17 protein-coding genes are annotated in these 22,118 nt (G+C 44.8%); 7 read left to right on the plus strand and 10 right to left on the minus strand.

Annotation, left to right across the window (positions count from 1 at the left end):
• Positions 1 to 147 precede the first annotated feature (147 nt).
• The 3 genes from ACO1PK_RS05450 (at position 148) to ACO1PK_RS05460 (ending at position 3,843) form a co-directional block, all read left to right on the plus strand.
• Complete coding sequence (locus ACO1PK_RS05450; protein ID WP_423187661.1) at positions 148 to 909, plus strand: MipA/OmpV family protein; 762 nt, start codon at positions 148 to 150, stop codon at positions 907 to 909.
• 228 nt (positions 910 to 1,137) lie between these two features.
• On the plus strand, positions 1,138 to 1,344 hold the full coding sequence (locus ACO1PK_RS05455) for a hypothetical protein (protein ID WP_423187662.1): 207 nt from the start codon (positions 1,138 to 1,140) through the stop codon (positions 1,342 to 1,344).
• A gap of 81 nt (positions 1,345 to 1,425) precedes the next feature.
• Positions 1,426 to 3,843 (plus strand): EAL domain-containing protein, encoded by a 2,418-nt coding sequence (locus ACO1PK_RS05460; RefSeq protein WP_423187663.1) that lies wholly within the window; start codon positions 1,426 to 1,428, stop codon positions 3,841 to 3,843.
• Positions 3,844 to 4,000: 157 nt separating this feature from the next.
• On the opposite strand, the gene ACO1PK_RS05465 is transcribed toward ACO1PK_RS05460, so the two are convergent.
• The gene (locus ACO1PK_RS05465; protein WP_423187664.1) at positions 4,001 to 4,414 is read right to left on the minus strand and encodes a phosphate ABC transporter substrate-binding protein; all 414 of its coding nucleotides are present in this window, start codon (positions 4,412 to 4,414) and stop codon (positions 4,001 to 4,003) included.
• A 9-nt stretch (positions 4,415 to 4,423) separates the two neighbouring features.
• Complete coding sequence (locus tag ACO1PK_RS05470; protein ID WP_423187665.1) at positions 4,424 to 5,581, minus strand: hypothetical protein; 1,158 nt, start codon at positions 5,579 to 5,581, stop codon at positions 4,424 to 4,426.
• 218 nt (positions 5,582 to 5,799) lie between these two features.
• Between ACO1PK_RS05470 and ACO1PK_RS05475 the strand changes: the two genes are divergently transcribed.
• Positions 5,800 to 6,243: an OsmC family protein gene (locus tag ACO1PK_RS05475; RefSeq protein ID WP_423187666.1), complete on the plus strand. Its 444-nt coding sequence runs from the start codon at positions 5,800 to 5,802 to the stop codon at positions 6,241 to 6,243.
• A gap of 101 nt (positions 6,244 to 6,344) precedes the next feature.
• Positions 6,345 to 6,803: a phosphate-starvation-inducible PsiE family protein gene (locus tag ACO1PK_RS05480; RefSeq protein WP_423187667.1), complete on the plus strand. Its 459-nt coding sequence runs from the start codon at positions 6,345 to 6,347 to the stop codon at positions 6,801 to 6,803.
• A gap of 74 nt (positions 6,804 to 6,877) precedes the next feature.
• On the opposite strand, the gene ACO1PK_RS05485 is transcribed toward ACO1PK_RS05480, so the two are convergent.
• The 5 genes from ACO1PK_RS05485 to ACO1PK_RS05505 form a co-directional block, all read right to left on the minus strand.
• Positions 6,878 to 7,165 carry a type II toxin-antitoxin system RelE/ParE family toxin gene (locus ACO1PK_RS05485; protein WP_423187668.1) on the minus strand — a complete coding sequence of 96 codons (288 nt, stop codon included), beginning with the start codon at positions 7,163 to 7,165 and terminating at the stop codon, positions 6,878 to 6,880.
• Positions 7,162 to 7,443 (minus strand): type II toxin-antitoxin system Phd/YefM family antitoxin, encoded by a 282-nt coding sequence (locus ACO1PK_RS05490; RefSeq protein WP_423187669.1) that lies wholly within the window; start codon positions 7,441 to 7,443, stop codon positions 7,162 to 7,164. Before ACO1PK_RS05490 ends, ACO1PK_RS05485 begins: the two co-directional genes overlap by 4 nt.
• 298 nt (positions 7,444 to 7,741) lie before the next feature.
• Positions 7,742 to 9,436, minus strand: a complete 1,695-nt coding sequence (locus ACO1PK_RS05495) for a methyltransferase domain-containing protein (RefSeq protein ID WP_423187670.1) — start codon at positions 9,434 to 9,436, stop codon at positions 7,742 to 7,744.
• A 65-nt stretch (positions 9,437 to 9,501) separates the two neighbouring features.
• A complete protein-coding gene (locus ACO1PK_RS05500) occupies positions 9,502 to 11,223 on the minus strand; it encodes a sensor domain-containing diguanylate cyclase (RefSeq protein WP_423187671.1) in 1,722 nt (573 codons plus the stop codon).
• Between the two features lie 138 nt (positions 11,224 to 11,361).
• A complete protein-coding gene (locus tag ACO1PK_RS05505; RefSeq protein WP_423187672.1) occupies positions 11,362 to 13,092 on the minus strand; it encodes a sensor domain-containing diguanylate cyclase in 1,731 nt (576 codons plus the stop codon).
• Positions 13,093 to 13,292: 200 nt separating this feature from the next.
• Here ACO1PK_RS05505 and ACO1PK_RS05510 point away from each other — a divergent pair, with 200 nt between their 5' ends.
• Positions 13,293 to 15,968 (plus strand): M14 family metallopeptidase, encoded by a 2,676-nt coding sequence (locus ACO1PK_RS05510; protein ID WP_423187673.1) that lies wholly within the window; start codon positions 13,293 to 13,295, stop codon positions 15,966 to 15,968.
• A gap of 93 nt (positions 15,969 to 16,061) precedes the next feature.
• On the opposite strand, the gene ACO1PK_RS05515 is transcribed toward ACO1PK_RS05510, so the two are convergent.
• Positions 16,062 to 17,180 carry a GGDEF domain-containing protein gene (locus ACO1PK_RS05515; protein WP_423187674.1) on the minus strand — a complete coding sequence of 373 codons (1,119 nt, stop codon included), beginning with the start codon at positions 17,178 to 17,180 and terminating at the stop codon, positions 16,062 to 16,064.
• 206 nt (positions 17,181 to 17,386) lie between these two features.
• On the opposite strand from ACO1PK_RS05515, the gene ACO1PK_RS05520 reads away from it, so the two are divergent.
• Positions 17,387 to 17,578: a hypothetical protein gene (locus ACO1PK_RS05520; RefSeq protein ID WP_423187675.1), complete on the plus strand. Its 192-nt coding sequence runs from the start codon at positions 17,387 to 17,389 to the stop codon at positions 17,576 to 17,578.
• 224 nt (positions 17,579 to 17,802) lie between these two features.
• On the opposite strand, the gene ACO1PK_RS05525 is transcribed toward ACO1PK_RS05520, so the two are convergent.
• Together ACO1PK_RS05525 and ACO1PK_RS05530 are read right to left on the minus strand one after the other, a co-directional pair.
• Complete coding sequence (locus ACO1PK_RS05525; RefSeq protein ID WP_423187676.1) at positions 17,803 to 19,158, minus strand: histidine-type phosphatase; 1,356 nt, start codon at positions 19,156 to 19,158, stop codon at positions 17,803 to 17,805.
• Positions 19,159 to 19,272: 114 nt separating this feature from the next.
• A complete protein-coding gene (locus ACO1PK_RS05530; RefSeq protein WP_423187677.1) occupies positions 19,273 to 22,095 on the minus strand; it encodes a TonB-dependent receptor in 2,823 nt (940 codons plus the stop codon).
• Positions 22,096 to 22,118: the final 23 nt, after the last annotated feature.

The raw sequence follows: 22,118 nt of genomic DNA on the forward strand, positions 1-22,118 counted from the left end.
ATAATCTACTAATGTGAATAGCGGCAGTCAATTGAACACTTTTTTTAATATCACACTAAACCAACTGATCGCATTCAACTGCAAATCAGTACTCCACTGTAGCAGTATCGACTTAACTTACCCTATTTTTATTACTAAGGCTTGTCAATGCTCAAAATAACACGTCACCTCACTCTCGCTGTTACTGCTTTTTGTAGTGCAAGTTTTTTGTTTAGCAATAGCGTACACGCGCAACAAGCCCCACAAGGTTTTTTGTATGGGCTTGGCGTAGGCATCAATCAGGAAATTTATCAAGGCTACAAACGCCGTGTGATCCCGCTGCCCTTGCTGGGCTATCGCGGCGAAAAATTATCGGTATATGGCCCTTTTGTCAGCTACACATTTTTCGAGCAAGGTCCTGTTAGGTTCAGTGCCAAACTTGCACCACGCTTTGCCGGTTTTGATGAGCGCGATAGCGACATATTTATCGGTATGGCAGAGCGCAAAAACTCGCTAGAGGGTGGTCTCGGGGTGCAATGGCGCCAGCATAACTGGGTAGTAGAAGCCGATACCATGCTAGATTTGCTGGGAAATGCCAAAGGCCAAGAGACTAAGTTGTCGTTAGCCTACAACTGGCGTATCGGTCCTGTGCTATTAGAACCCAAAGTAGGCATTAGCTATGCCAACAGCAACTTAGTTGACTACTACTATGGCGTGCGTCCAAACGAAGCCAACACCTTCCGCTCAGCTTATCATGCAGGCTCAGCTTTTAATTATCATGCGGGTGTAGCGGTAAGTAACCCGCTCTTTGGCGGCTTAACCCGACTTGGACTGGAGCATCATTGGTACGATAGCAGCATCAGCCAAAGCCCGCTTACCGATCGTGATGGGGGTTGGAGCGTATTCTTTGCTTGGTCGAGTTTTTTTTAAACGCGCTACCGCTAAAACATAATCTAAAGCAATACTGTCGTATGCAGTCCTGTCTAAAGTAATTGCTGAAAATTTGTACTTTTATGATAAGTATCTAAGCTCTAAACCGGTTACTGTAATATTTATTTCATATATCCATGGTTAGCTGTGCTTTATGAAATTTACATGACAAATTGTCTGTAGCAAAAATGTCGATTACTTTATGTCTGAGATGAGAGAAATTGCAAGATGACATGTCATTACGTACTCTCGGTTCATACCCGAACTGCAGAAAATATGAAACAACAAGGCGTGGCAACAGAGTTGATTGTCGCACATCTACAGCAAGTTTGGCTTGAAGATAGTGAAATCACCGCTATTCTTTCTAAATTAAATTGTAGCGAAGGTTCAGCTCAACTTCACAAAGCCAATCAAGTAAGCGTTGGTGTGACGTAAATCAGTTGATATCTTATTGTTTATAAATGCAAGGACGTTAATTGGTTAGATAGGCATTCAATGTCAAAACTCAGAGCAGTCATGCCGTACGTCCTTTTTTTTATTGTTTTTATGGCATTCTATTGGCTTTGGACTTACATCGAAGCTATCGATGAAAAAGCCAGTGTTTCAAGATTAAACACCATTACACAACAACTGACGAGTAATCTAGAAGTCTTTTCTGCAGATCGATTAAGAGCATTAACCCAACTTCGCCAGAGCATTGATGGTGTCTATCAAGATGATCAGCAAGCGCAACTTCAGCTAGCGCAGATTCTACTAAACGCCCTGCCCGGTATTGGTGAAATCTCATTGATAGATAATCAAAACCAAGTCATTTGGTCAACTTCCGGCTCGATTTATTCTGACTCGCCGCCTTTTGATACAGCCAGCATGGAAAGAGAATATCAAACAGCGAAACCTGCTATTACTACCCTAACAAAAGGATACTACCTACCTGATAGCACTGAACTTTGGTTAGTAATATACAGCAAAACCGCCAATACCAGCTCATTCCTCATTGCAGAGTTTGAATTACCAAAGATTTTAGGTGCCTTTTTAATTGATCTTGATGTCCAAAATTTAGCCTATGCATTGAGAGACCAAAATGATTTTCTCACTTATCGCACCTCCCTTAATTTTTTACCTCTAACGGTAAGCGGCAATATCAATTTTGCAGGCCGAAGCTGGCAGTTAACCATTTGGTCTTCACTTGCTAGCAAAGAATGGCGAGGATTCTTCCTGTTAATAAGTTTTATCGTATCCGTCGCTATCGCCTATTTAGCTCATATCGCCAGAAAAAATAAAAATAAACAAAAGCTCAGTGACAAAAAATATCAAAGACTGATTGAAAATATCGAAAACAGCTTTTTTTATTCTAAAACGTTAAGCGGCCATTTTAACTTTTTAAGCGAAAGCGTGCTTAAAGTGACAGGCTATACCCAAAGTGAATTTAAGGAATATTTTACTGTTTTCTCTAAACCTTATGAGTACGGAGTTTTAGATATTTCGGAGAGCTTTAAACACTCGACGTCTTCAAAGCGCTATCTAATGCAAGTTGAATGCAAAAATGCCACGCTAAAAATCATCGAGTTCCAAGAAAAAAATATTAAAAATAGTCATAGCGATATTATTAGCATTGAAGGTATCGCCAGAGATATTACCAGCGAAATACAATTTCAAACTAAAATTAATTATCAAGCAGATCATGATCAACTAACTGGTCTTTACAATCGCTATGCCTTTAATCGTTTGTTAGCGAAATTGCAGGATATTGAGGCGACATTTTGTTATATCGATCTGGATAAATTTAAAGCCGTTAACGATTCCTGCGGCCACCATGCTGGCGATAAGCTGCTTAAATCGGTGGCGAGTATTCTCAGCCTATCCGCGCAAAAAGACGATATTCTCGCTCGTGTTGGCGGGGATGAGTTTACGCTCATTATGCGCGAGGTGGACCCCAACATCGTAAAGCAACGTTTAACCACGTTGATCCGCGCTATCGGTGATATTCGCTTTACCTGGGAAGACAAGGTATTTTCAATAGGCGCGAGTATTGGTGCGATTTCTTTTAAAGCCGGTCAAGTGGACACCCAAACGCTTGTTCAAGCAGCTGACTTTTTTTGCTATACCGCAAAATCGAAAGGCAGCAACCGCTTTCATATTGGCTCTTTAGGCGACATGCTAGATTTAAATCAGATCAGTAACGAATTATCCATTTCTGAACTATTACGCAAAGCCATAAAAGACAATCTATTCGAGCTTTATTTTCAACTGATCCAACCGCTGAACGCAGCGGAAGGCTTATATTACGAAGTTTTGTTACGCCTAAAAGATCACCAAGGTCAGCCAATTAGTCCAGCGATCTTTATCCCCGTTGCTGAGCGCTTCGGGCTGATGTTAGAAATTGACCGTTGGGTGTTTGATCATACCTTGCTGTTTTTAGCAGCGAACCCCACCCATCAGGCTCAACTTAACCGCTGCTCGATCAACCTCTCTGGTCAAAGCGTCGGGGATACAGACTTGCTAGCTCATATTATCGATGGCTTAAAATTACATAACATCTCACCAGAAAAAATCTGCTTTGAGATCACAGAAACCAGCGTTGTGGCCAACTTAGCGGTTGCCAGCAGTTTCATTACAAAATTACGGCATTTAGGCTGTTTCTTTGCACTTGATGATTTTGGTTCAGGCATGTGTTCTTTTAGTTATCTCAAAAACTTACCAGTTGATTATGTGAAAATTGATGGTGTATTTGTCAAACACATTGCTCAAGATAAAGCCGATTTAGCCATGGTCAAAGCCATCCATGAGATTGTGACTAGCCTTGGTAAAAAAACAGTAGCAGAATTCGTCTCTGACCATGAAACATCCGATATTATACAAGCGCTTGGTATTCACTATGGCCAAGGGTTTCATTACGCCAAACCAGAACCGCTTAAATTCTTCATAGACAAATAGCGCAATCTCGATTCTATTTCATAAAAATGTCATGCTTATGGCACAAAAAGATCATCTTACACGGCAATAATGGCATTGAACTTATGGTTCGCCCTGTCTGTTAGTTTTGTCTACTTGGCATGGTACTCTACCATGCCTGTTTTTTGCTAGCCGCTCGCTATCTGAATTCCGCAACGACCTTTACACTAGAATTCAACTGTGTTTTGTGAATAAACCCTATCGCATACCTATCTGAATAAACGAGTTGCAATACTTGCTCTGTCGATTGTAATTCAATTGGCGGTATACCATTGCCGGTAAATAACAGTTTCGCCCAAATAGCAACAAACCTATTTTCGTTCATCTGCAGCACTTTATCTAAAAACACCTTTCGAGCGGGATCTTTGTCCGTCAACATAATGGGTTTTGCTAAGGTGCCATCAGGAAAGGAAGCCATTTTACCGGAGTATATTTTTTTAACATCGTCAATAGTGATCGATGCGGTGTTTTGTTGGTTAACAATAACAACATATGCTGAAAAGGCGGGTTGACTTAACAAACACAAGACTGCAAAAATCAAGAACTTGTACATAACGCCTCTTTAAAATGAAAAGTCGAGCGAGAATGCCAAGGCTCTGGCATCTGTCTTTCCATCTCGATCTTTGTCTATAAAGACAGGCGCATCGCCAAGATCGTTAAACTCAGTGAGTTCAAACTTTAAAACCAAATTAGGTTTGATATTGTAAGCTAACCCCAGACCAATCGAAAAATATTTATCGTCTAAACGCTGTGGGTTACCCAGTTCCGTTCTTACCCCCTCAAAGCGCGAATAATACAAATAAGGCGAAAATTTAGCATATTGGTAAACCACAGAACTAAACCAAGAACGGTAAATATTTTTATAACGATTCCACTCCACAATAAAAAAAAGCGCGTCTAACTCGGTTGAAAATGAAATATCTAGAAATTCAGTGTCAGTCCACTCGCCGCCTAGCGGCGAGTCAACACTGTCTTGCTCTGGAAAAAGGGTAAAGCGTTCTCGACCAGTCAAATAACTCACCCGCAAATCAAAATGGCTTATGCTGGTATCCACTACAACCCCGAAAAAATCTCGATAATCTTTAGTGGTGCGAATAGGACGCACCCCCAGATAATCCCCTGTCGGGCTATAAAGCTGCTCGGTTTTATATTGTTCGATAGTGGTGAGTAATTTATTAGGTTGCGTATCTTGTTGCCCGGAATAAAGCTGTACCTTTGAGGTAGCAAACCCAAAATCCAAGTTTTGCTGTAAACGTACACCTTGAAAATTAGTGACCGCCAACGAATAGGCATCGGTAGGAACTCTTAACCAAGGATAGGCTATCCCTACATCCATAACATCGGAATAGTGATAAACCGGTAAACGCATCTTGCCAAGACTCAGACTCAGATTGGGTGTAACAGCGTAAGACGAATAAAGCCACTCTAAACGAGGACTAAAATCGTTTATGCCGCGCAACAATACCTGACTGGTAAGGCTTAGCTGCGAAGTGACTTGATAACGAAGTTGTAAACCTAAGCGAGACTCCGTTTGCAAATCTAAATCGGTATCATACTGCCCAGCGGCTTCAGGCAAACGTGCCCAGTAACCATCCCCTTGTAACACTGTGCCGCCAACCAGCGAGCCAAAACCCGAGTAGGTAAAATCGTCTTTTGCACTCACCGCCTGAGCAAAAAGCGCGCCTGCAACCAAAACTAATACCACCGACAATCGATGCATAACAATACCTAGCCCACAGATAGATTTTTAAACGTCTTAACTCAGTCTAGCTGAAAAATGCAAAAAAATTATGACGATAGCATTGATAACACCTTATCTTGCGTAAGATTGTTTTATAGCATCTTTTCTTAGTCTGGCCGCTAAAAACTTGATCTAGCGCAGTACGTACAGGTGTAAGCTCCTTTAAATTAGCTAAACCTAATTAAAGGAGCCATGTTATGAGCAATCTAAAAACTGTAAGTGTAAATGCCACTATGGCCGACGGCTTTGCGATTCAAGCCAATATTGATGGGCATACCGTATCTATCGACCAACCTACTACAGCCAAAGGCACCGGTACTGGACCGACACCGTTGCAAATGCTGTTATTTGCCGTAGGTGGCTGTATTGGCACCATTGGCCGCATTGTGGCGTTTCAGCAAAAAATTGCGCTACACGGCATGCAAATTACCGTGGAAGGCGACTACAACCCTGCAGGCTTAATGGGCAAACCCAGCGAGGATCGAGTAGGTTTTACCGAAATTCGCATTAACGCCAAAATCGATGCCGACCTCAGCGAAGAGCAAAAAGCCCAGTTTTTAGACGAAGTCTGCCACCGCTGCCCCTTACATGACAACTTAAGTCACGATAGTAAGCTGGTGAGCCATTTAATCCTCGACTGATGGTTGCCACAGTGATCAGACTATTCTTTGCGCTAGAACAAAAGTAACAAAAGCGTTACTTAGTATAATCCTTGCAAGATGCCAAAACGGGAATAGCGTCAATGCAAGAACAGCAACAAGCAGACAATCACCTTAGGCCACATGAGAGTGACAAGTTAATTGCTAAATTGAATGGGGTTATTGGTCACTGTATTCGACTACTGGCTGTCATGATGGTGCTGGTGATTATTCTATGTATCCTAGATGTGGGGTTGGTGCTATACGAAAAATTGGCTAGCCCCCCGCACTTTTTACTGGAGCTTAATGATATTTTTGCGGTATTCGCATCCTTCCTCGCGGTACTGATTGCCATTGAAATATTCGCAAATATCACTTTGTACCTGCGCGATGATGTGATTCACGTAAAGCTGGTTATCGCCACGGCATTAATGGCCATAGCCCGTAAAGTGATTGTGCTCGATTTTACTACCATTGCCGCCGAATATGTCTTTGCTATCGGCGTTGTCGTCCTCGCCCTAGGCGTAACTTACTATTTGGTGGCCAGCAAAGCGAGAACCTGACATAGTCCTTAAGCAACCCAATTCCGTTCGAAAGCCCGTTGGCGGTCCTTCTTGAGACATGTGTTAACACAGTCTCATAGAGCATTTTGCCTAAGCAACTGACGACAGTTTCGTACCGTAAGAACGCGTATCTCATGACTCAAGCTGTAAATTATGCGGTAATGGCCAAAAATAATTTCTCGGTAGTTGGTGTGTGGCATTTCTGGAACCATTCGCCCCATTTCTGGCATTGCTCCAAGCAAATCCGTTTTATCAAAAACTTCATTTACCCATTTTTTTGCTGCTGACGGGTTATCCAAAGCAATAAACTCTGCGGCATCACCTAGTTTTTGTAAAGCTAAAGGTGACCAAATTACTTTCATTTACTCATGCGTCCCAATATTTGGGAGCGAGCATCTTCATTTGATACACCAAAACCTGCAGATAATTGAGCTTCTGCAGTACGAATTTCTTCAAGTAACTCAATTTTTTCTTGCATTGCTTCATACTCTGCAACGTCAAGAACAACTGCTACACCTTTACCTCGTTGTGTAATAAGCAATGGTCGGCGTGTCTCATTGATTTGTTTTATAAATGATGCAACACCAGCACGAAATTCAGATAAAGGCTGAATATCTTGGTCAAGGTGAATACGACTCATACCGAACCCTTTCTTGTACAAATTAAAGTACAAAAAATAGCGCAGATAGTATTTGTGAGCAAGGAATAAATTTGTGTTACAACGCTCATGCAGCCGTGCTGCTGTTTGGCGTCGGCTTGTGATAAACCACTTTAACTGCTTATTGTTGTCGATGTTGAAACTAAATTAGGGATAATTAGCCCTATAGATCGTTAATTTCATTTTTAAATAAACAGGGCAACATGTCCGGTTTTGCGGTTAAAGCGGACATAATTACTGACCATCACCAACATTTTGTTCGTCCGCGATTCGCTCTTAGCTACCATTCCGCGACTTGCATACGATGCTTTACCCCAACAACTTGTAATTGTAAGGCATGAAAGATTTCATCAAAATCACGACAACCTAAGCTTAGATTCGGTAGTGACAAAGCAGCCTCTGTGAAAAAACGCTGCTGTTCTTGCTCAGTTTGCCAAGCTTGCTGCCACCAATCGGTAATTAACGGCTGCGCTTTGGCTAAACGTGTTTGGGTGGGCAGCCTGTCACGTTTTACGCGATTCTCTTGGCTACTTGCGGGCAATAAATTCCATAAATCATTATTAGGCCAATAGCTAAACGGCAGACAATGATCAATATCGTAATGATACAGTTTATTACCACTCCAGACGCTACATACCGAAACGCCAGTAGCTTTTAGCTGCTCTACTTTTTTTCTTACTTTAGCCGTATCATGCTGCCGTTCAAACCAGCGTAAGTGATTGTGATAGGTTTCCAGAGTAAGCTGCCGCTGCACATTTAGCTCATATTTTTGCATTTCAGCAATCCATTGCTGCAGTAAAAGTGGCTCAATCCAGCAGCCATATTGGCGAAAACAGTTCCACATGTCTTCGCTGAGAATAAAACTACCAAAGCTATCCAGAAAGGTTTTATCTACTAGCACGTTATCGGAGCGCTTAATCGTGGTGCGCTGCATATCAAATAGGCGGTTTTCCTTATGACCTTGCCAAATATAGGTGACAGGACCGCTCTTAATGGTCTTTAAGGTGTCAGAGATTAATTGCTGCAGCGCTATTGCCTCTTGCCCGCTATAAAAATTACCAATGGCAAAATCATCTGCAGTGAGGTGCTGCAGTAAGTCCCATCCTTGTGCAGTAACAAAGCCTAACCCTTTGGCAGGATCGGCATTTTGCTGAATGCCATTATCGACCAAACGTTTAAACAAACGGATCCAATATAGGGCGACTAAACCCAGCGAAATCGCCACTTTACCATCTTGTTTATCGAGCACCGCGCCTGGGTGTGCATCGGCAATTCGCACTAAAGTTCGCAGTAAAGCCAGCTTATAGGTTGACGATTTACTATCATTCACCACAATATGCCGAACTTTACTTAAGCTGCCACTGCCATCATCTGGCAGTTCTAACACTAAGGTTTGCCAACTAATCCCCGCACGACCACCGCTATCCGCAGTAAGTGGGCTAACACACTTTAATACCAAGCCAAATTGCTGCGCCAATTGCGCAATCTCATCCACGCTGACAGCATAGGCAACACGTTCGTCGCTAAAGTCGCCAAAGCGCAAACTAATAATTAACCGCCCACCTGGAGCAAGTAAATTTGCCATTTTACGAAAGGCTCTGACACGATCAGAAGGTAAAATGTGCATCCACACCGCACTTAATAGAATACAGTTAAATTGCAGATTCAACTCATAACACGCTTTTAGCTCTGGCAAGGTATCCGCCAGCCATTGCACAGTCTGTAACTGTTGCTCAGCCGTTTTAACTTGGCCAAGCTTTAATAAAGCTGCTGCTGGCTCAACCGCTATTACCTGACAACCATGTGCAGCGAGCCAAGATGCGTCTCGACCACTTCCGGCACCAATATCTAATACCAGCTGATCTCTGGGCCAATATGACTGCCAACTCGCATGCACGTGCTCAAATGCCAGCGCATTATACTGAGCGGCGAGTAGAGCAGCTTGTTGATGATAATAGAGAATCGTCTTACTCATGGCTTAACGTGGTTTTCTTGTTTATAGGTTACTCTTTTAACAGTAATTTCTAGTAACAGCAACCTTTACACCACCCTATTTCGCCCCTGCATCTTCGCTTGGTATAACCGCTGATCCGCTAATTGTAGCAATTCATCTATCGTCATTTTCGGTTGGCTTTCGGCTACCCCAATGCTGATAGTGACTCTCAGGTGGCCGGCTAGGGTGGGAATTTTCAGGGTGGCGATGGCTTGGCGGATGCGTTCGGCAAAGATACTTGCGGCACTGGCGGAGGTATTTGGGCATAAAATTAAAAATTCTTCGCCTCCCCAACGGCCTAACAGATCGCTAGTTCGGATGGCATTTGCTAAGCAGGTAGCAACCGCTTTTAATACTTGGTCACCTTGCAAATGCCCATAGTTGTCGTTCACCCGTTTAAAATAATCGATGTCCAGCAATAAAATACTGAAGGGTTCCTGATAACGGCGATAGCGTTGATATTCATGTGCTAAAGCGTTATCTAAATAACTGCGGTTACCAATGCCAGTAAGATGATCGTGTAAAGACTGGGCTTGTAATGACTGGTTAATCGCGGTGAGATCGGCCATTAGGGCTCGGGTTAAATTACTGTAGATACGCATCAAAGCATTGGCCGAAAGATTAAAATCCTCTGACTCTTCCTCTATCGTAGTAACTTCACTAAATTGCAGCGTTTGATTATTTTCAGCTAAAAACAACATCACCATGCTATGTGTATGTAAACTGCTTAATCCCGTTGCGTTGGTGGCTATTTCGCCAAAGGCAAAGCAGCCAGCGGTAGGCGCTTGCTGCTGTAAGGGCGCTAATTCTTGCACTATGCTGTCTTTAAGTAGCTCAACCCGGCCACCACAAGAAAATACCATCACTTGCTCTGCCGGCAAGGCCGTTTGCTGCGCCAGATAATCATTATTCAAGACGTTATTGATTTCGGCAAAAGATAAACGTACCTGTTGCCCTGAGCACATAGCGCGGTTAAAAATAGCACTGCCATCTGGCAAAGCTTTTACCACAAACGCTGAGGTTTGATGAATGCCATCGTCAAAAATTAGCGGAAACAACGAAGAAGCGGCCACTAAATGCTGTTTCGCCAAAGGTCCCAGATAGCGTTGGTAAAGGGCTTGCACGCTAACGCCATCTATGGTGTTAACCACAAACTGGCTGGCTTGGTTAATGATAAAAGGCTTACCCACCGCAAACCAATTTTGTTTAGTAACCACTTTGGCTTGTAGCTGCGCGTTAGTTATTGCCAACAATAAAGTGCTATGGCTATGCCAAGTGCCTTGCTGTAATAGGTAAGCGGATAACTCATCGCCTTGTGGCACAGCAATACCCCCAACCACCAGAATATCAGGCCTTAACTGGTTTATTAGGGGTAGCAGATCTTGATGGTTATGTAACAGGTTAGTACTGTAAAGCAGAATCACTTTGGTATCGGCTTGCAGTATCGCGCTGACTAAGGCATGTTTTTCGGCATGTGAGGCGGTAGCAGGGATCCGCTGAGAGACTAAATGGGTTTGACTAAATTCGGTTAGCTGCAGCGATAAGCCACTTTGCTGCACACTGATACCGGCGAATTGGCCATAACTGGTGATGCCAACCACAGTGGCATTTGGAAAGTACTCGGCTAAACACTTTTGTAGCGGTAACTGCCATGCTGTGGGCTCATCGCACAAGTACACTTGCAGCAACAGGTTGGCACTCATGTTGGCGGTAAAATTAGGGCTTACTAGCTCCGCAGGTGTTTTAAAATGATAGTTAGCACTTTTCATACTGCGCTACTGAGGTCCTATTTCTAATTAGGATTTGTGTTTCAGTATAGATGCTTATCGATTTTTCGCTGGGTAATTAGTTCGCACTTTTGGTGCTGCTGTTCTGCCCAACCTGATGGTCTATTTTCCTCGCCACGGTTACACCACGCGGTTGCGCCCTTGCGTTTTGGCTTGATACAAGTGAATATCGGCTTGCCGTAACAATTCGTCTACGTTCATTTGGCCACTTAAGGCGGCCACGCCAATGCTGGTGGTCACCTTAATAAGGCCTTCATGACTAGTAATCCGCAGGCTGGCTATGGCTTGCCGTAAACGCTCTGCCAACAGATAAGCTTCTTGTTCAGGAGTATCAGGGCAAATCACTAGAAATTCTTCCCCCCCCCAGCGCCCAGCAATATCGGTTTCTCTTACTTGTTGTTTTAGGGTGTCGGCCATAGCAATCAAGACTTTATCGCCATTTAAGTGACCAAAGGTATCGTTTACCTTTTTAAAATGGTCGAGGTCAAAAAGCAAAATGCTTAAAGGGCGCTGATAGCGTTGGTATAACTGGCGCAACTTACGCAGTTCGCTATCTAGCAGGCTACGATTAGCAATACCGGTCAGATGATCAGTTAAGGTAAGTTGCATTAGGCTAGCATTACTTTCTTTTAAGTCTTGCATTAAGGCACGGGTAAGATTGCTGTAAATACTGATTAATTCTTTGGTGGTGAGTTCAAAGCCTTGCCGTGCCGGCTCAATCTGTTCTGGTTCAGCCACCGCAAAGGCAAGCGTATTGTGCTGTTCACCCAAAAACAGCAACGACATACTATGGCTAAATAACCCAGCTCTGCCACTGGCATCCATACCCATTTCACCAAAACCAAATACGCCTGATACCGGTAATTTTGCGGATAATGGCGCGATCTCTTCTAAAATGCTGTCTTTTAATAAGTCTAATCGGACGCAGCAAGAGAACACAAAAACCTGCTCTGCTGCGAAGGGGCCAATCTGATTTAAATAACTGTTGTCGAGCAATGAATTCATATTGGCAAAAGCCAGCCGCACCTGCTGGCCGATAGCAATTTTACAATTAAACAGAGCTGAGCCATCTTCCAGAGTTTTGATAACAAAGGCGGTGGTTTGATGGTCGCCATCATCAAACAATAATGGAAACATAGAAGACGCCGCAGGTAAGTGATGCGCAACCTCAGCGCCAAGGTAGTGCTTATATAACTCAACCACACTTTGATCATCGATGGTTTGCACCAGATAATCGTCGGCAGCACTGACTTTAAGTTGTTTACCAATCGCAAACCAGTTTTGCTTTATTACCGAGCGAGCGACTAAGTGCTGCCCCTGTAAGCTGGTCAGCAAAAAGCCATTGTCGTGTATGTGCTGTTGATTAAACACGCAGGAGTAAAGTGCTGCGCCTGCAGGTTGAGCCACAGCACCAGCAACCACTACATTGGGTGCTATTTGGCTAATTAACGATAATAAGTTGGCATGTCGGCTTTGCAAATCTGACGAATGCACCAGTAAGACCTTGGTATCGTCTTGGAGTAACTCCTTTAGCGCCGCTTGGATTTGTTGCTCGTCGGCGTCAGCGGCTAATAATGCTTGGCGGCAATAACTGTGTGCAAATTCAGTCACAAACAAAGTCATGCCTTGCTGTTTAATCACATCATGCTCAATTTGGCCATAGCTAGTCATCCCTGCCAATAGCGCCTGTGGTAAACAGCGCTGTAAAACTTGTTGTAGAGGCGAGATCCAAACGTGTGGCTCCTCACTGATATAAGCTTGCACCAGTAGAGGCCGATTAGAAGGTAGCGCAGCGAAAACCTGCTCATCAATGGCGGTAGGATCACTAAAGTGCAAGGTACAGGTTTTCATAGGCAGGCTCGGTTAAGTAACTGCTTAAGTATATTTTGTATTCAAGCGTTAACACAACCTTTTTACATAGCATGCTTTGCTATTTTAACTATAGCGATTAAACAGCTAAGTCTGGGCATTGGTCGCAAAATATAGTCTACCTCTTGTGCTTAATTAAGCTTGCACTTATGGTGAAGAAAACAATAATGTATGAGGGTTTTATGCGCATTGCTCCTTTAGCCGCCTTTGTTGCCGGCATTGCTATCCTGCCATGGCAAGCTTTTTCGAATCAGGCAGTTCCTTACTTTCCCGATAGTCAATACCGAGCAGACGTTGCGCCTGTTAGCCAGCTGCTGGGGCATAATTTTGGTGAGCGCATTTCTGAACCGGCCGATATTTCGCGTTTTTTTGAGCAACTGGCGCAGCGCTATCCAGACCGTATTAAGTTGGTGCCTTATGGCAAAAGCTGGCAGGGGCGACCGCTGTTTTATGCGGTACTTGGTAGTGCCAGCAATATCAGTAAACTTGGCGAAATTGAAGCGGGCATGCGCCAATTAGCGAACCCTGCCGCGTTAAGTGCACCGGAAGCCAAGCAATTAATTGCTAGCTTACCGGCCAGCGTGTGGATTGCCAGTAGCTTACACGGTAACGAAATTAGCCCAGCCGATGCGGCCATGGCGCTGGCCTATCATTTATTGGCTGACCAAAGCGCCTTAACCACGCAAATTTTAAGCAATACACTGGTGTATATCGATCCTTTGCAAAACCCCGATGGCCATCACCGCTTTGTTAGCCGTTATTACGCGACGGTTGGGCTTGAGCATTCGCCGGATCGTTTATCGGCCGAGCAAAACGAGCCTTGGCCTAATGGCCGCACCAATCATTATTTATTCGATATGAACCGTGATTGGATTTCGTTAACACAGCCAGAAACCGCAGCACGGGTTAAAGCACTGCAGCAAATGTATCCGCTAATTTTTGTTGATTCGCATGAGATGGGTGGCGATATGGGCTATTACTTTAGCCCAGAAGCCGAGCCGTATAACCCACATATTCAAGCGAATCAACGCGCCGTGTTAAATACGGTGGGCCAGAACAATGCCAAGTGGTTTGATCAACTTGGCTATCATTATTTTACCCGCGAAATTTTTGATGCGTTTTACCCAGGCTATGGCGCCAGCTGGCCGCTGTACTATGGCAGCGTGTCAATGACCTATGAGATGGCTTCTGCTCGCGGCCATCATTACCGCATGCAAGATGGCAATATTTTAACCTTTGCCGATGGTATTCAGCGTAACTTCGTCGCCTTTAAAGCCACCTTAGAGAGCGCCAGTAATAATGCTACTGAGTTGCTGCAAAACTTTTATCAGTATCGGGTGCGCGCTAGCAACCAAGGCGAAAAAGACGGTATTCGTAGTTATCTGTTTGCTGCCGAGCGCGATCGCGCTGGCCATCAAAAGCTGATGGGTGTGCTCACTCAGCATGGTATTGCTGTAGAGCAAGCGCAAGAGGCCTTTCGCGCCTGTGGCAAGCAGTATCAGGCTGGCAGTTATGTTATTCGCACTAATCAACCCAGTTACCATTTAATGCGCACCCTGCTCGATGATACGGTGCCGATGGATAAGGCCTTTATCGCTAAACAAGAACAGCGTCGGGCTAATAACCTGCCAGATCAAATTTATGATGTAACGGCGTGGTCCTTACCACTGATGTATAACCTAGAGATGCAAAGCTGTAATCAAGCACCGAAAGTGGCGAGTACACCTGTGGGACCAGAGACCCTCATTGCGGGTAGCGTCACTAATCCAGAGGCTAAATATGGCTTTGTGGTGCCTTGGGGTGATATGGCGGCAGCGCGTTTTTTAAGTGCAGCCTTGCAGCAAGGGTTAAGTTTACGCAGTAGCGATCTCCCTTTTACCCATCAAAATGGTAAGCAGTATCCGGCAGGCACACTAGTGTTAAGCCGTGCCGATAACCCTGCCGATTTAACCGCTAAGGTCACTGCATTTGCCAAACAAAGCGGGGCTTTAGTTGAAGGTTTAGACAGCAGCTGGGTGACTGAAGGGCCAAATTTTGGTTCTTTCAATGTACCTGCGGTACCGGCAGTCAATATTGCCATGCTATGGGATGAACCGACTAATCCATTGAGTGCTGGCAGTGCCCGTTTTGTGTTAGAGCGCGGTATTAATTACCCCGTTACCGCGATTCGCCCAGCGCAATTGCGTAATGCCGATTTAAGCCGTTATCAGGTGCTGATTTTACCCGCTACTGCTCGCGGCGGTTACCAGCAGGCTTTAGGCAGTAGCGGCCAACAAAACTTGCGACAATTTGTGCAACGTGGCGGTGTGTTAATTACTTTAGGCAACGCCACCAGCTGGCTGCTAGACGGTGATGCCCCCTTATTAGCCAGTAAACAAGAGTTTCAGGTTAGCGAACAAGAAAAGCTAGCCAAAGAAAGCCGCGTTCCTGGCAAGGTTTTAGCTGAGTACAGCGAATTCGAGGCGATGTTAAAGCCTTATCAAGCCGATCCAGCTTGGGTACCGGGTTTTATTGCTAATGCCAAGGTCGATCCAAACCATTGGCTCACCGCTGGCATAGCACCAACGCTACGCAGCCTTTATGTCGGCAACCAGATTTACCAACCACTGCGCATTAATGATGGTCGCAATGTAGTTAATTTCGCTGGGCCAAAAGACTTGCTCGCTGGTGGTTTTGTTTGGGAAGAAAATCGTGAGCAAATTGCCCATAAACCCTTAGTAATGGTGCAAGCGCATGGTCGCGGTCAAGTGATCGCTTTTACGCAAGAACCTAACTTCCGCGCCTACGTCGACGGCATGCACTTGCTTTACATCAACGCTGTCTTCCGCGGCGCAGCGCACGCCGGCGCCCTGCGCTAACTTATCCACAAATCTCCCCCGTCTCCGGTACCGGACCGACCTCTGAGGTCAGGCCGGTACCGGGGACGGTTGCATAAGCTGTGGATAAACTGGTCAGGCCGGTACCGGAGTCGGTTGGATAACGTATTGGTTGCGGCCTTGTGCTTTGGCTTGATAAAGCGCCGTATCGGCTTGTCGTAAGGCGTGTTCTAACAGTTCACCCGGTGGAATGAATGCGCCGCCAATACTGGTGGTGAGTTGTGCTAATCCAAGATCTTGCCAATCTTGGTGTAGTAGTTCAGTGCAGATACGGTTGGCAATATCCTCAGCCATCGCCTGATCGGTATTGGGTAGAATGATCAGAAATTCTTCACCGCCCCAACGGGCAACTAAATCACCTTGTCTTAGGAGTTGCCGCAATAGCTGTGCAGTTCGAATTAACACTTGATCGCCACACTCGTGCCCATAGTGATCATTCACTCGCTTAAAATGGTCCAAATCCAATAACAACACCGCCGCGCTTTGCTGCATTCGTTGCATATAAGCCAAATAACCTTGCACCCGATGCAACAAGCCTCGACGATTTAGTAACCCAGTAAGCGGATCTAGCATGGCATCCTCTCTTAACCTGTACTGGGTTTCCTCCAGATAACCAGTAATCGCAAAAATAGCATAGGCCGCAGTAATCCCTGGCCAGAGTAACTGCGAGACTAAATAGCCAGAGAGGATTAACTCAGGATTGATTTCGACAATAATCGAACGTACTAAGCAAACCAAAAACCAGCACAGCATCACCAGCGCATACACTTTGTCGGAAACACTTGGGTTCACCTTAACTCTGCAAAATAACCACGCTGAAGGCAGCGCCACCATTGCAGTGGTGAGGGTCATGAGATGCAAGGACGCCGTTTCTGAGAAAGTGTTATACAGTAATGCTTGCAATAACGCGGCAGGCACAATCCAGAACCAAGGAAAAGACCGGCCCACCCGACAAAAAGCATAGAGCAGAAGTAACCAAATATTAAAGGCGGCAGCAGTACTTGAGGCTAGCAAAAGATAGGGCTGTTGTGGCCATAAATAGCAAAACCAGCCTAAGACATCACAGGCTAAGGCCAGTTTAAAATAGCGTAAACCGTGCCCACTGTCAGTTAGCGGCTGCAAACGCGTCGATGCCAATAACAGCACCAGCGTAAGTTGCACCATAGCAAAAGTATAAAGTTGTTCCGTACTCATAGCAGCACTTATTACAGCAGTTGCATTAAACTTAGGCTTAGCTTGCAGCGATTGCAATCATTACGAAAAATTCTTTCACTAGGCGTTGCTGCGTTAGCTCGCGCCGAAACATTCTTTACTTACACAACCCCGCAATTTTAGATTGACATCAGCTCATTTTTTATACAAATTAATCACCACATAAAACTCTCGTACATCGGTGTAATATGACCTCTCCATTTGTGTTTAACGTGCATAAGAATTTTGCTTACCGCTTAAAAGAAACCGGTTGTAACCAAGCTGCTATAACGTCGCATTTAAAAGACGTACTGTTAACTGAAGACGAAATACAACAGATTCTGCAGGCGTTAGAAACAGCAGATGAGAACAAAAGGCACGCGCTAACACAGGCGGATTAACCGCAAGCCATAGCAATAAAGTAGACTGAGTGTTGTAGTAAAAACCCGTTTAAGGTTTGCGAGAAAATCGTTGGGGGAAAGCCCCCCAACTTAACCAAAGTGGTAAACATCCAGGGAGTAGGGAAAACCGCTACTGGATACATAATACCGCCAACTGATGAAAATTTTGTGACATATCAGTGGCACTTTCATGAATTCAGCCAGTAACCAGCCTCATATTTTCCCTAGGGCAATAAACAGCGTTGTAGCTCAGTGAGTAGATAAAAATACCCCTGATAGGGCTTACAGCTGGTGCTAAACAAGGTTTCTTTTTCTTGATGTAACATACGCACTAGCTTAACACCCTGTTCGTTTTGATAAATATCCCATTGCACATTTGCCGCCATTGGCGACACTAAGGCGCTGCGCCAAGGGCTATTTTGATAACTGTAAGCAGTTCCCTCTGGTAATGGTTCACTTGCATCCTTAATACCTAAGTAAGCGGCTAATGGCATTAACGCCTGAGCATGACTAAAACGCAAAGTCGCCACATAATTTTCTGGTGAGGTAGCACGTTCGATCATATCTGCAACCAAGTTGCGCGCTAAGCGGTAGGTAATATCCTCACCGGCAAAGGCAGGACCTCGACCGTAAAAGGAGTCGGCATCGTCCAACTCGGCAAACCAAGCCGCATGCTCAGGCAGAACAAAACGCTGAAATTGCCAATCCCCCTCAGCAGTCATATTACTGCTGATAATATATAAGCTGTATAACAACATAGCCGCATCAGTTGGGTTTTTTACTTCATCATCATCATCGCTCAGGGTAAAACTAAACTCCCCCCGAGCCAGCTTGGCAATAAATTCGCCAGTAAATAAGCGCGCTAACATTGCTTCAGCCATTTGTCCGGTTTTAGGTTGCTCCGTTAGCTGCTGCATAACCTTCAGTAATCGAGGATCATTGTCCTTATACTCCTCATAACTTTCGCTCCCCTCAGCTTCGTTAAAGTATAAGGTATGCACATCCGCTCTGGCCTCGTCAATTAATGGCTGCAAGGCTGGCTGTAACTGTTGTAGTTGTTGTACAAACGCATCCGCACTTTGTGCAGCGCGTTTGCGGCCCGAATGCAAAACAGCGAAACGCTGCTGTTTCTGTATGGCGTCGCTGAACAATTGCGGGTGTCTGGCCAACATTCGTTCAGCCATTTTTTGATGTTCAATTACACCTAAACCAGAAATGCTGCCATAACCAATCTGCTGATGAACCTGATAAAGCTGCTCTAGCACTGGGCCTAATTGCTCGCCTAAGGGAGTTAAGGCATTTAGCTGCTTTGCTTGACGCCATAGCTGTAAGGCTAAATCATCATCACCGGCACTGGATAACAACCGAGAACCATGCCGAGCTACATGCTGTACCATCACGGCATTAAATCCGGCTGGTGCTTGGCTATATTGTTGCCAAGATTGCTGAGGTTGATAAGGTGTTTTACTGGCCAGATGTAACTCTGCAGCAGTCTGCGGGTTTGCTGTTATAGGATCGATAGCTTTGCTACAGCTGGTTAGCAGTAACACACCTAACAAGGTTAATGGGAGCTTCTTCATCGCTTACTCTTATAAAAATGAGGTGAAATAGATAAGGCGCTTTAAGGTTTTCAATAGTATGCGCACAAAGTAAAGCCGGAGCCCTAGCTCCGGCATATTGACATTAAGTGCTAGTTAAAACTTACCACTCACACCTAACTGCCAGGCACGACCAAATTGCTCATGCTCATAGACTCGGCTTCGTTCTCCCTGATAACGAATACCTTTACTATCCGTCAGGTTCGTAGCTTCTAAGAACACAGAAAGGTTTTTCGTTAGCTTGTAGCTGGCCGTGTAATCCAAGGTGCCTCTGCCATCCCAGTACAGGTTAAGTGCAGGATTGGAGGTATCAAAAGCATCGATATATTCAGAACGGTAGTTATAGGCTAACTGAGTACTGAATTTAGCAATGTCATACTGCAACGCCAAGTTAAAGGTATGACGACTGGTGCCATTTAGTTCGGTTTTGCCGATGCCAAAAGGTAAGTCTGCTTCAGACTTGGTATGGGTATAGTTCGCAATAAAACCCAAACCGCCAAGCGCACCTGGTAAAAAGTTTAACGATTGTTGCCAGTTTAACTCTACGCCATATAGATAACCGCTGTTACCGTTTTCTGGCCGCACCATATTAAAACCGTCAAATTCGCCACCAACAAACTCACTACGGGCTTTAAAGATCGGATCAGATAACTTTTTATAAAACACCCCAGCAGAGATTAAGCCGGCTGGCGCGATATAAAACTCACCGGTGAGATCCAGGTTATGAGCGTACGTCGGTTTTAAGTTAATATTACCGATTTCGACAGAACCACTACCTGATTCACGATCTTCAATAATAAAATAAGGTACTAAATCTTCAAAGTTAGGCCGTCTTAACCCCGTGCTGTATGCCGCTTTGATAATCAAGCCGTTTTCCAGCTCCTTCCGTAAATGCACGCTTGGAAAAAACTTAGTATAGCTTTTACTGGCATCCACTAAGGTGGCACTATCAGTATCTAAATCATACTCAAAGGCTTCACCCGCGTTTTTGGTCTGCTCTATCCGTGCGCCAAACAACAGCGTGGTGCTATCCCATTCCAGCTTGTTTTGTACATAAGCCGAAAGAATATCTTCACTGGCCTTATAATCAGCCGTAATTGAAGAGGCGCCACGATCTTGAAAATCCGCATTTTCAAATATATCACGATAAACCGACACGAAATCACGGCGCAGCTTAGGACCATTATTGTAAAAACCGTCGAAAGGTAAGGATTGCTTGTCAATAATGACCTCAGCATAGCTCGGCGCGTTTGTCCCTACACTGTTACGAAAACGATTTTCATCATTCGATTTATCTTTTAAGCGGGCTTTAGCACCAAACTTCAACTCAGAATACGCTTGTCCCCACTGACCTGGTCGGGTGATATTAAATGAGTACGCCTGCTCGGTTTCTTCGGCACCACCGGTACGACGTTCATAACGGCGCCAGTTCATATCTGCCGGGGCAAAGTTAAAATCAGTACGAATCACACCACCTGCAGAATTTAATACCTGATACGTTGGCAAATCAGGATTGCTGAAATCATAGGCAACCCGTGGTCTGCTGCGCTCACGGTAAATTAAATAGTCACGGTTTGGATAGGTTTGTTTGCCTGAGGCATAGGATGCCTGAAAATCAGCAGTGTAGGTGTCCATAATAAAACGACCACCCAGCACAGAAGTATTAATGGTGTTGACAAAGGTACGGTGACGCAGCTCTTTTTCAAAGGTTGCGCGGCCGGCAATACCCTGTTGCTGATTAGAATCAGCAGTATGTCGCTCCCACTCTACCAGCAACGTATCGCGATATTCGTTATCTTCAAAACGGGAGTAGTTATGCGACAAGTAAAGATGTTTATTGTCGTCAAGCCTGAAATCAAAGCGACCACTTAAACCACTGCGGATCCGTTTTAGTTCATAGTCTTTAAACTCTGTTACTTCAGGCACGAAATTGCCATTATCTAACTCCATCCAGCTATGTTCAACGTTGTCGGTAACCCGATTGGTTTCACTGTGTTTGGCTGAAAAGATAAAACCGGCGTTTTCGTTATCACCAAATTTATTGCCAAAGGTTAGGCTGGCTTTATAAGCATCACCGCTGCCTTTTTCGTTTTTACCACCAGAAATTTTGCCACGTAAAATGCGGCCTTTGGCATCCAGCGCGCCTTGGGTAATAATATTGATATTACCGGCAATCGCATCGGCATCCATTTCTGGGGTAATGGCTTTGGTTAGCTCCAGAATGGAAATGATATCGGAGGGGATGGTATCTAAATCGACTGCGCGGGTGCTGCTGTCTGGTGAAGGCACGTTCACACCATCAATGGTAACGTTAGTAAATTCTAACGGTGCGCCACGGACGTTAACATACTTACCTTCACCCTGATCGCGCTGAATGGAGGCACCCACTAAACGCTGCATGGCTTCGGCCACGTTATCATCTGGGAAACGCCCCAGATAGTCAGAAGACACTACCGACTTTAAATTATCAGAAGCGCGCTGAATATTTAAGGCCCGAGACTGGGCATCACGGCTACCGACAATATGCAGCACTTCAACTTGATCGCTAGCAAAACGTAATGTTAACTCAGCGCCTTGCTCTGCGGTAACAGCCACAGCAACCGTTTTTGGTGCATAACCCAGGTAGCGAATCTCAAGCTGATAACTGCCTGGCGCTAAATTATCAAAACGAAAGCGGCCCTGACTATCTGTGCTGGTTTCACGATTACTATCAATCACCCTTACCTTTGCGCCCTGCAACAATACGTTACGGTCATCGCTTAGTTGGCCGCGGATCCCTTGCCCATCTATTACAGTTACCGCAACATTTAAAGGTACATCTACACCTTGTGCCAGTAATGTTGTCGGCGCTAAACACGCTAGAGTAATAGCCGCAGCTAATACACTTTTAGTAAAGGTTGGTCGATATAAAGCAGTCATAACTCAGTAAGCCCTATTTAATG

The organism is Alishewanella sp. d11 (genome assembly GCF_049390205.1).
Taxonomy (GTDB): domain Bacteria; phylum Pseudomonadota; class Gammaproteobacteria; order Enterobacterales; family Alteromonadaceae; genus Alishewanella.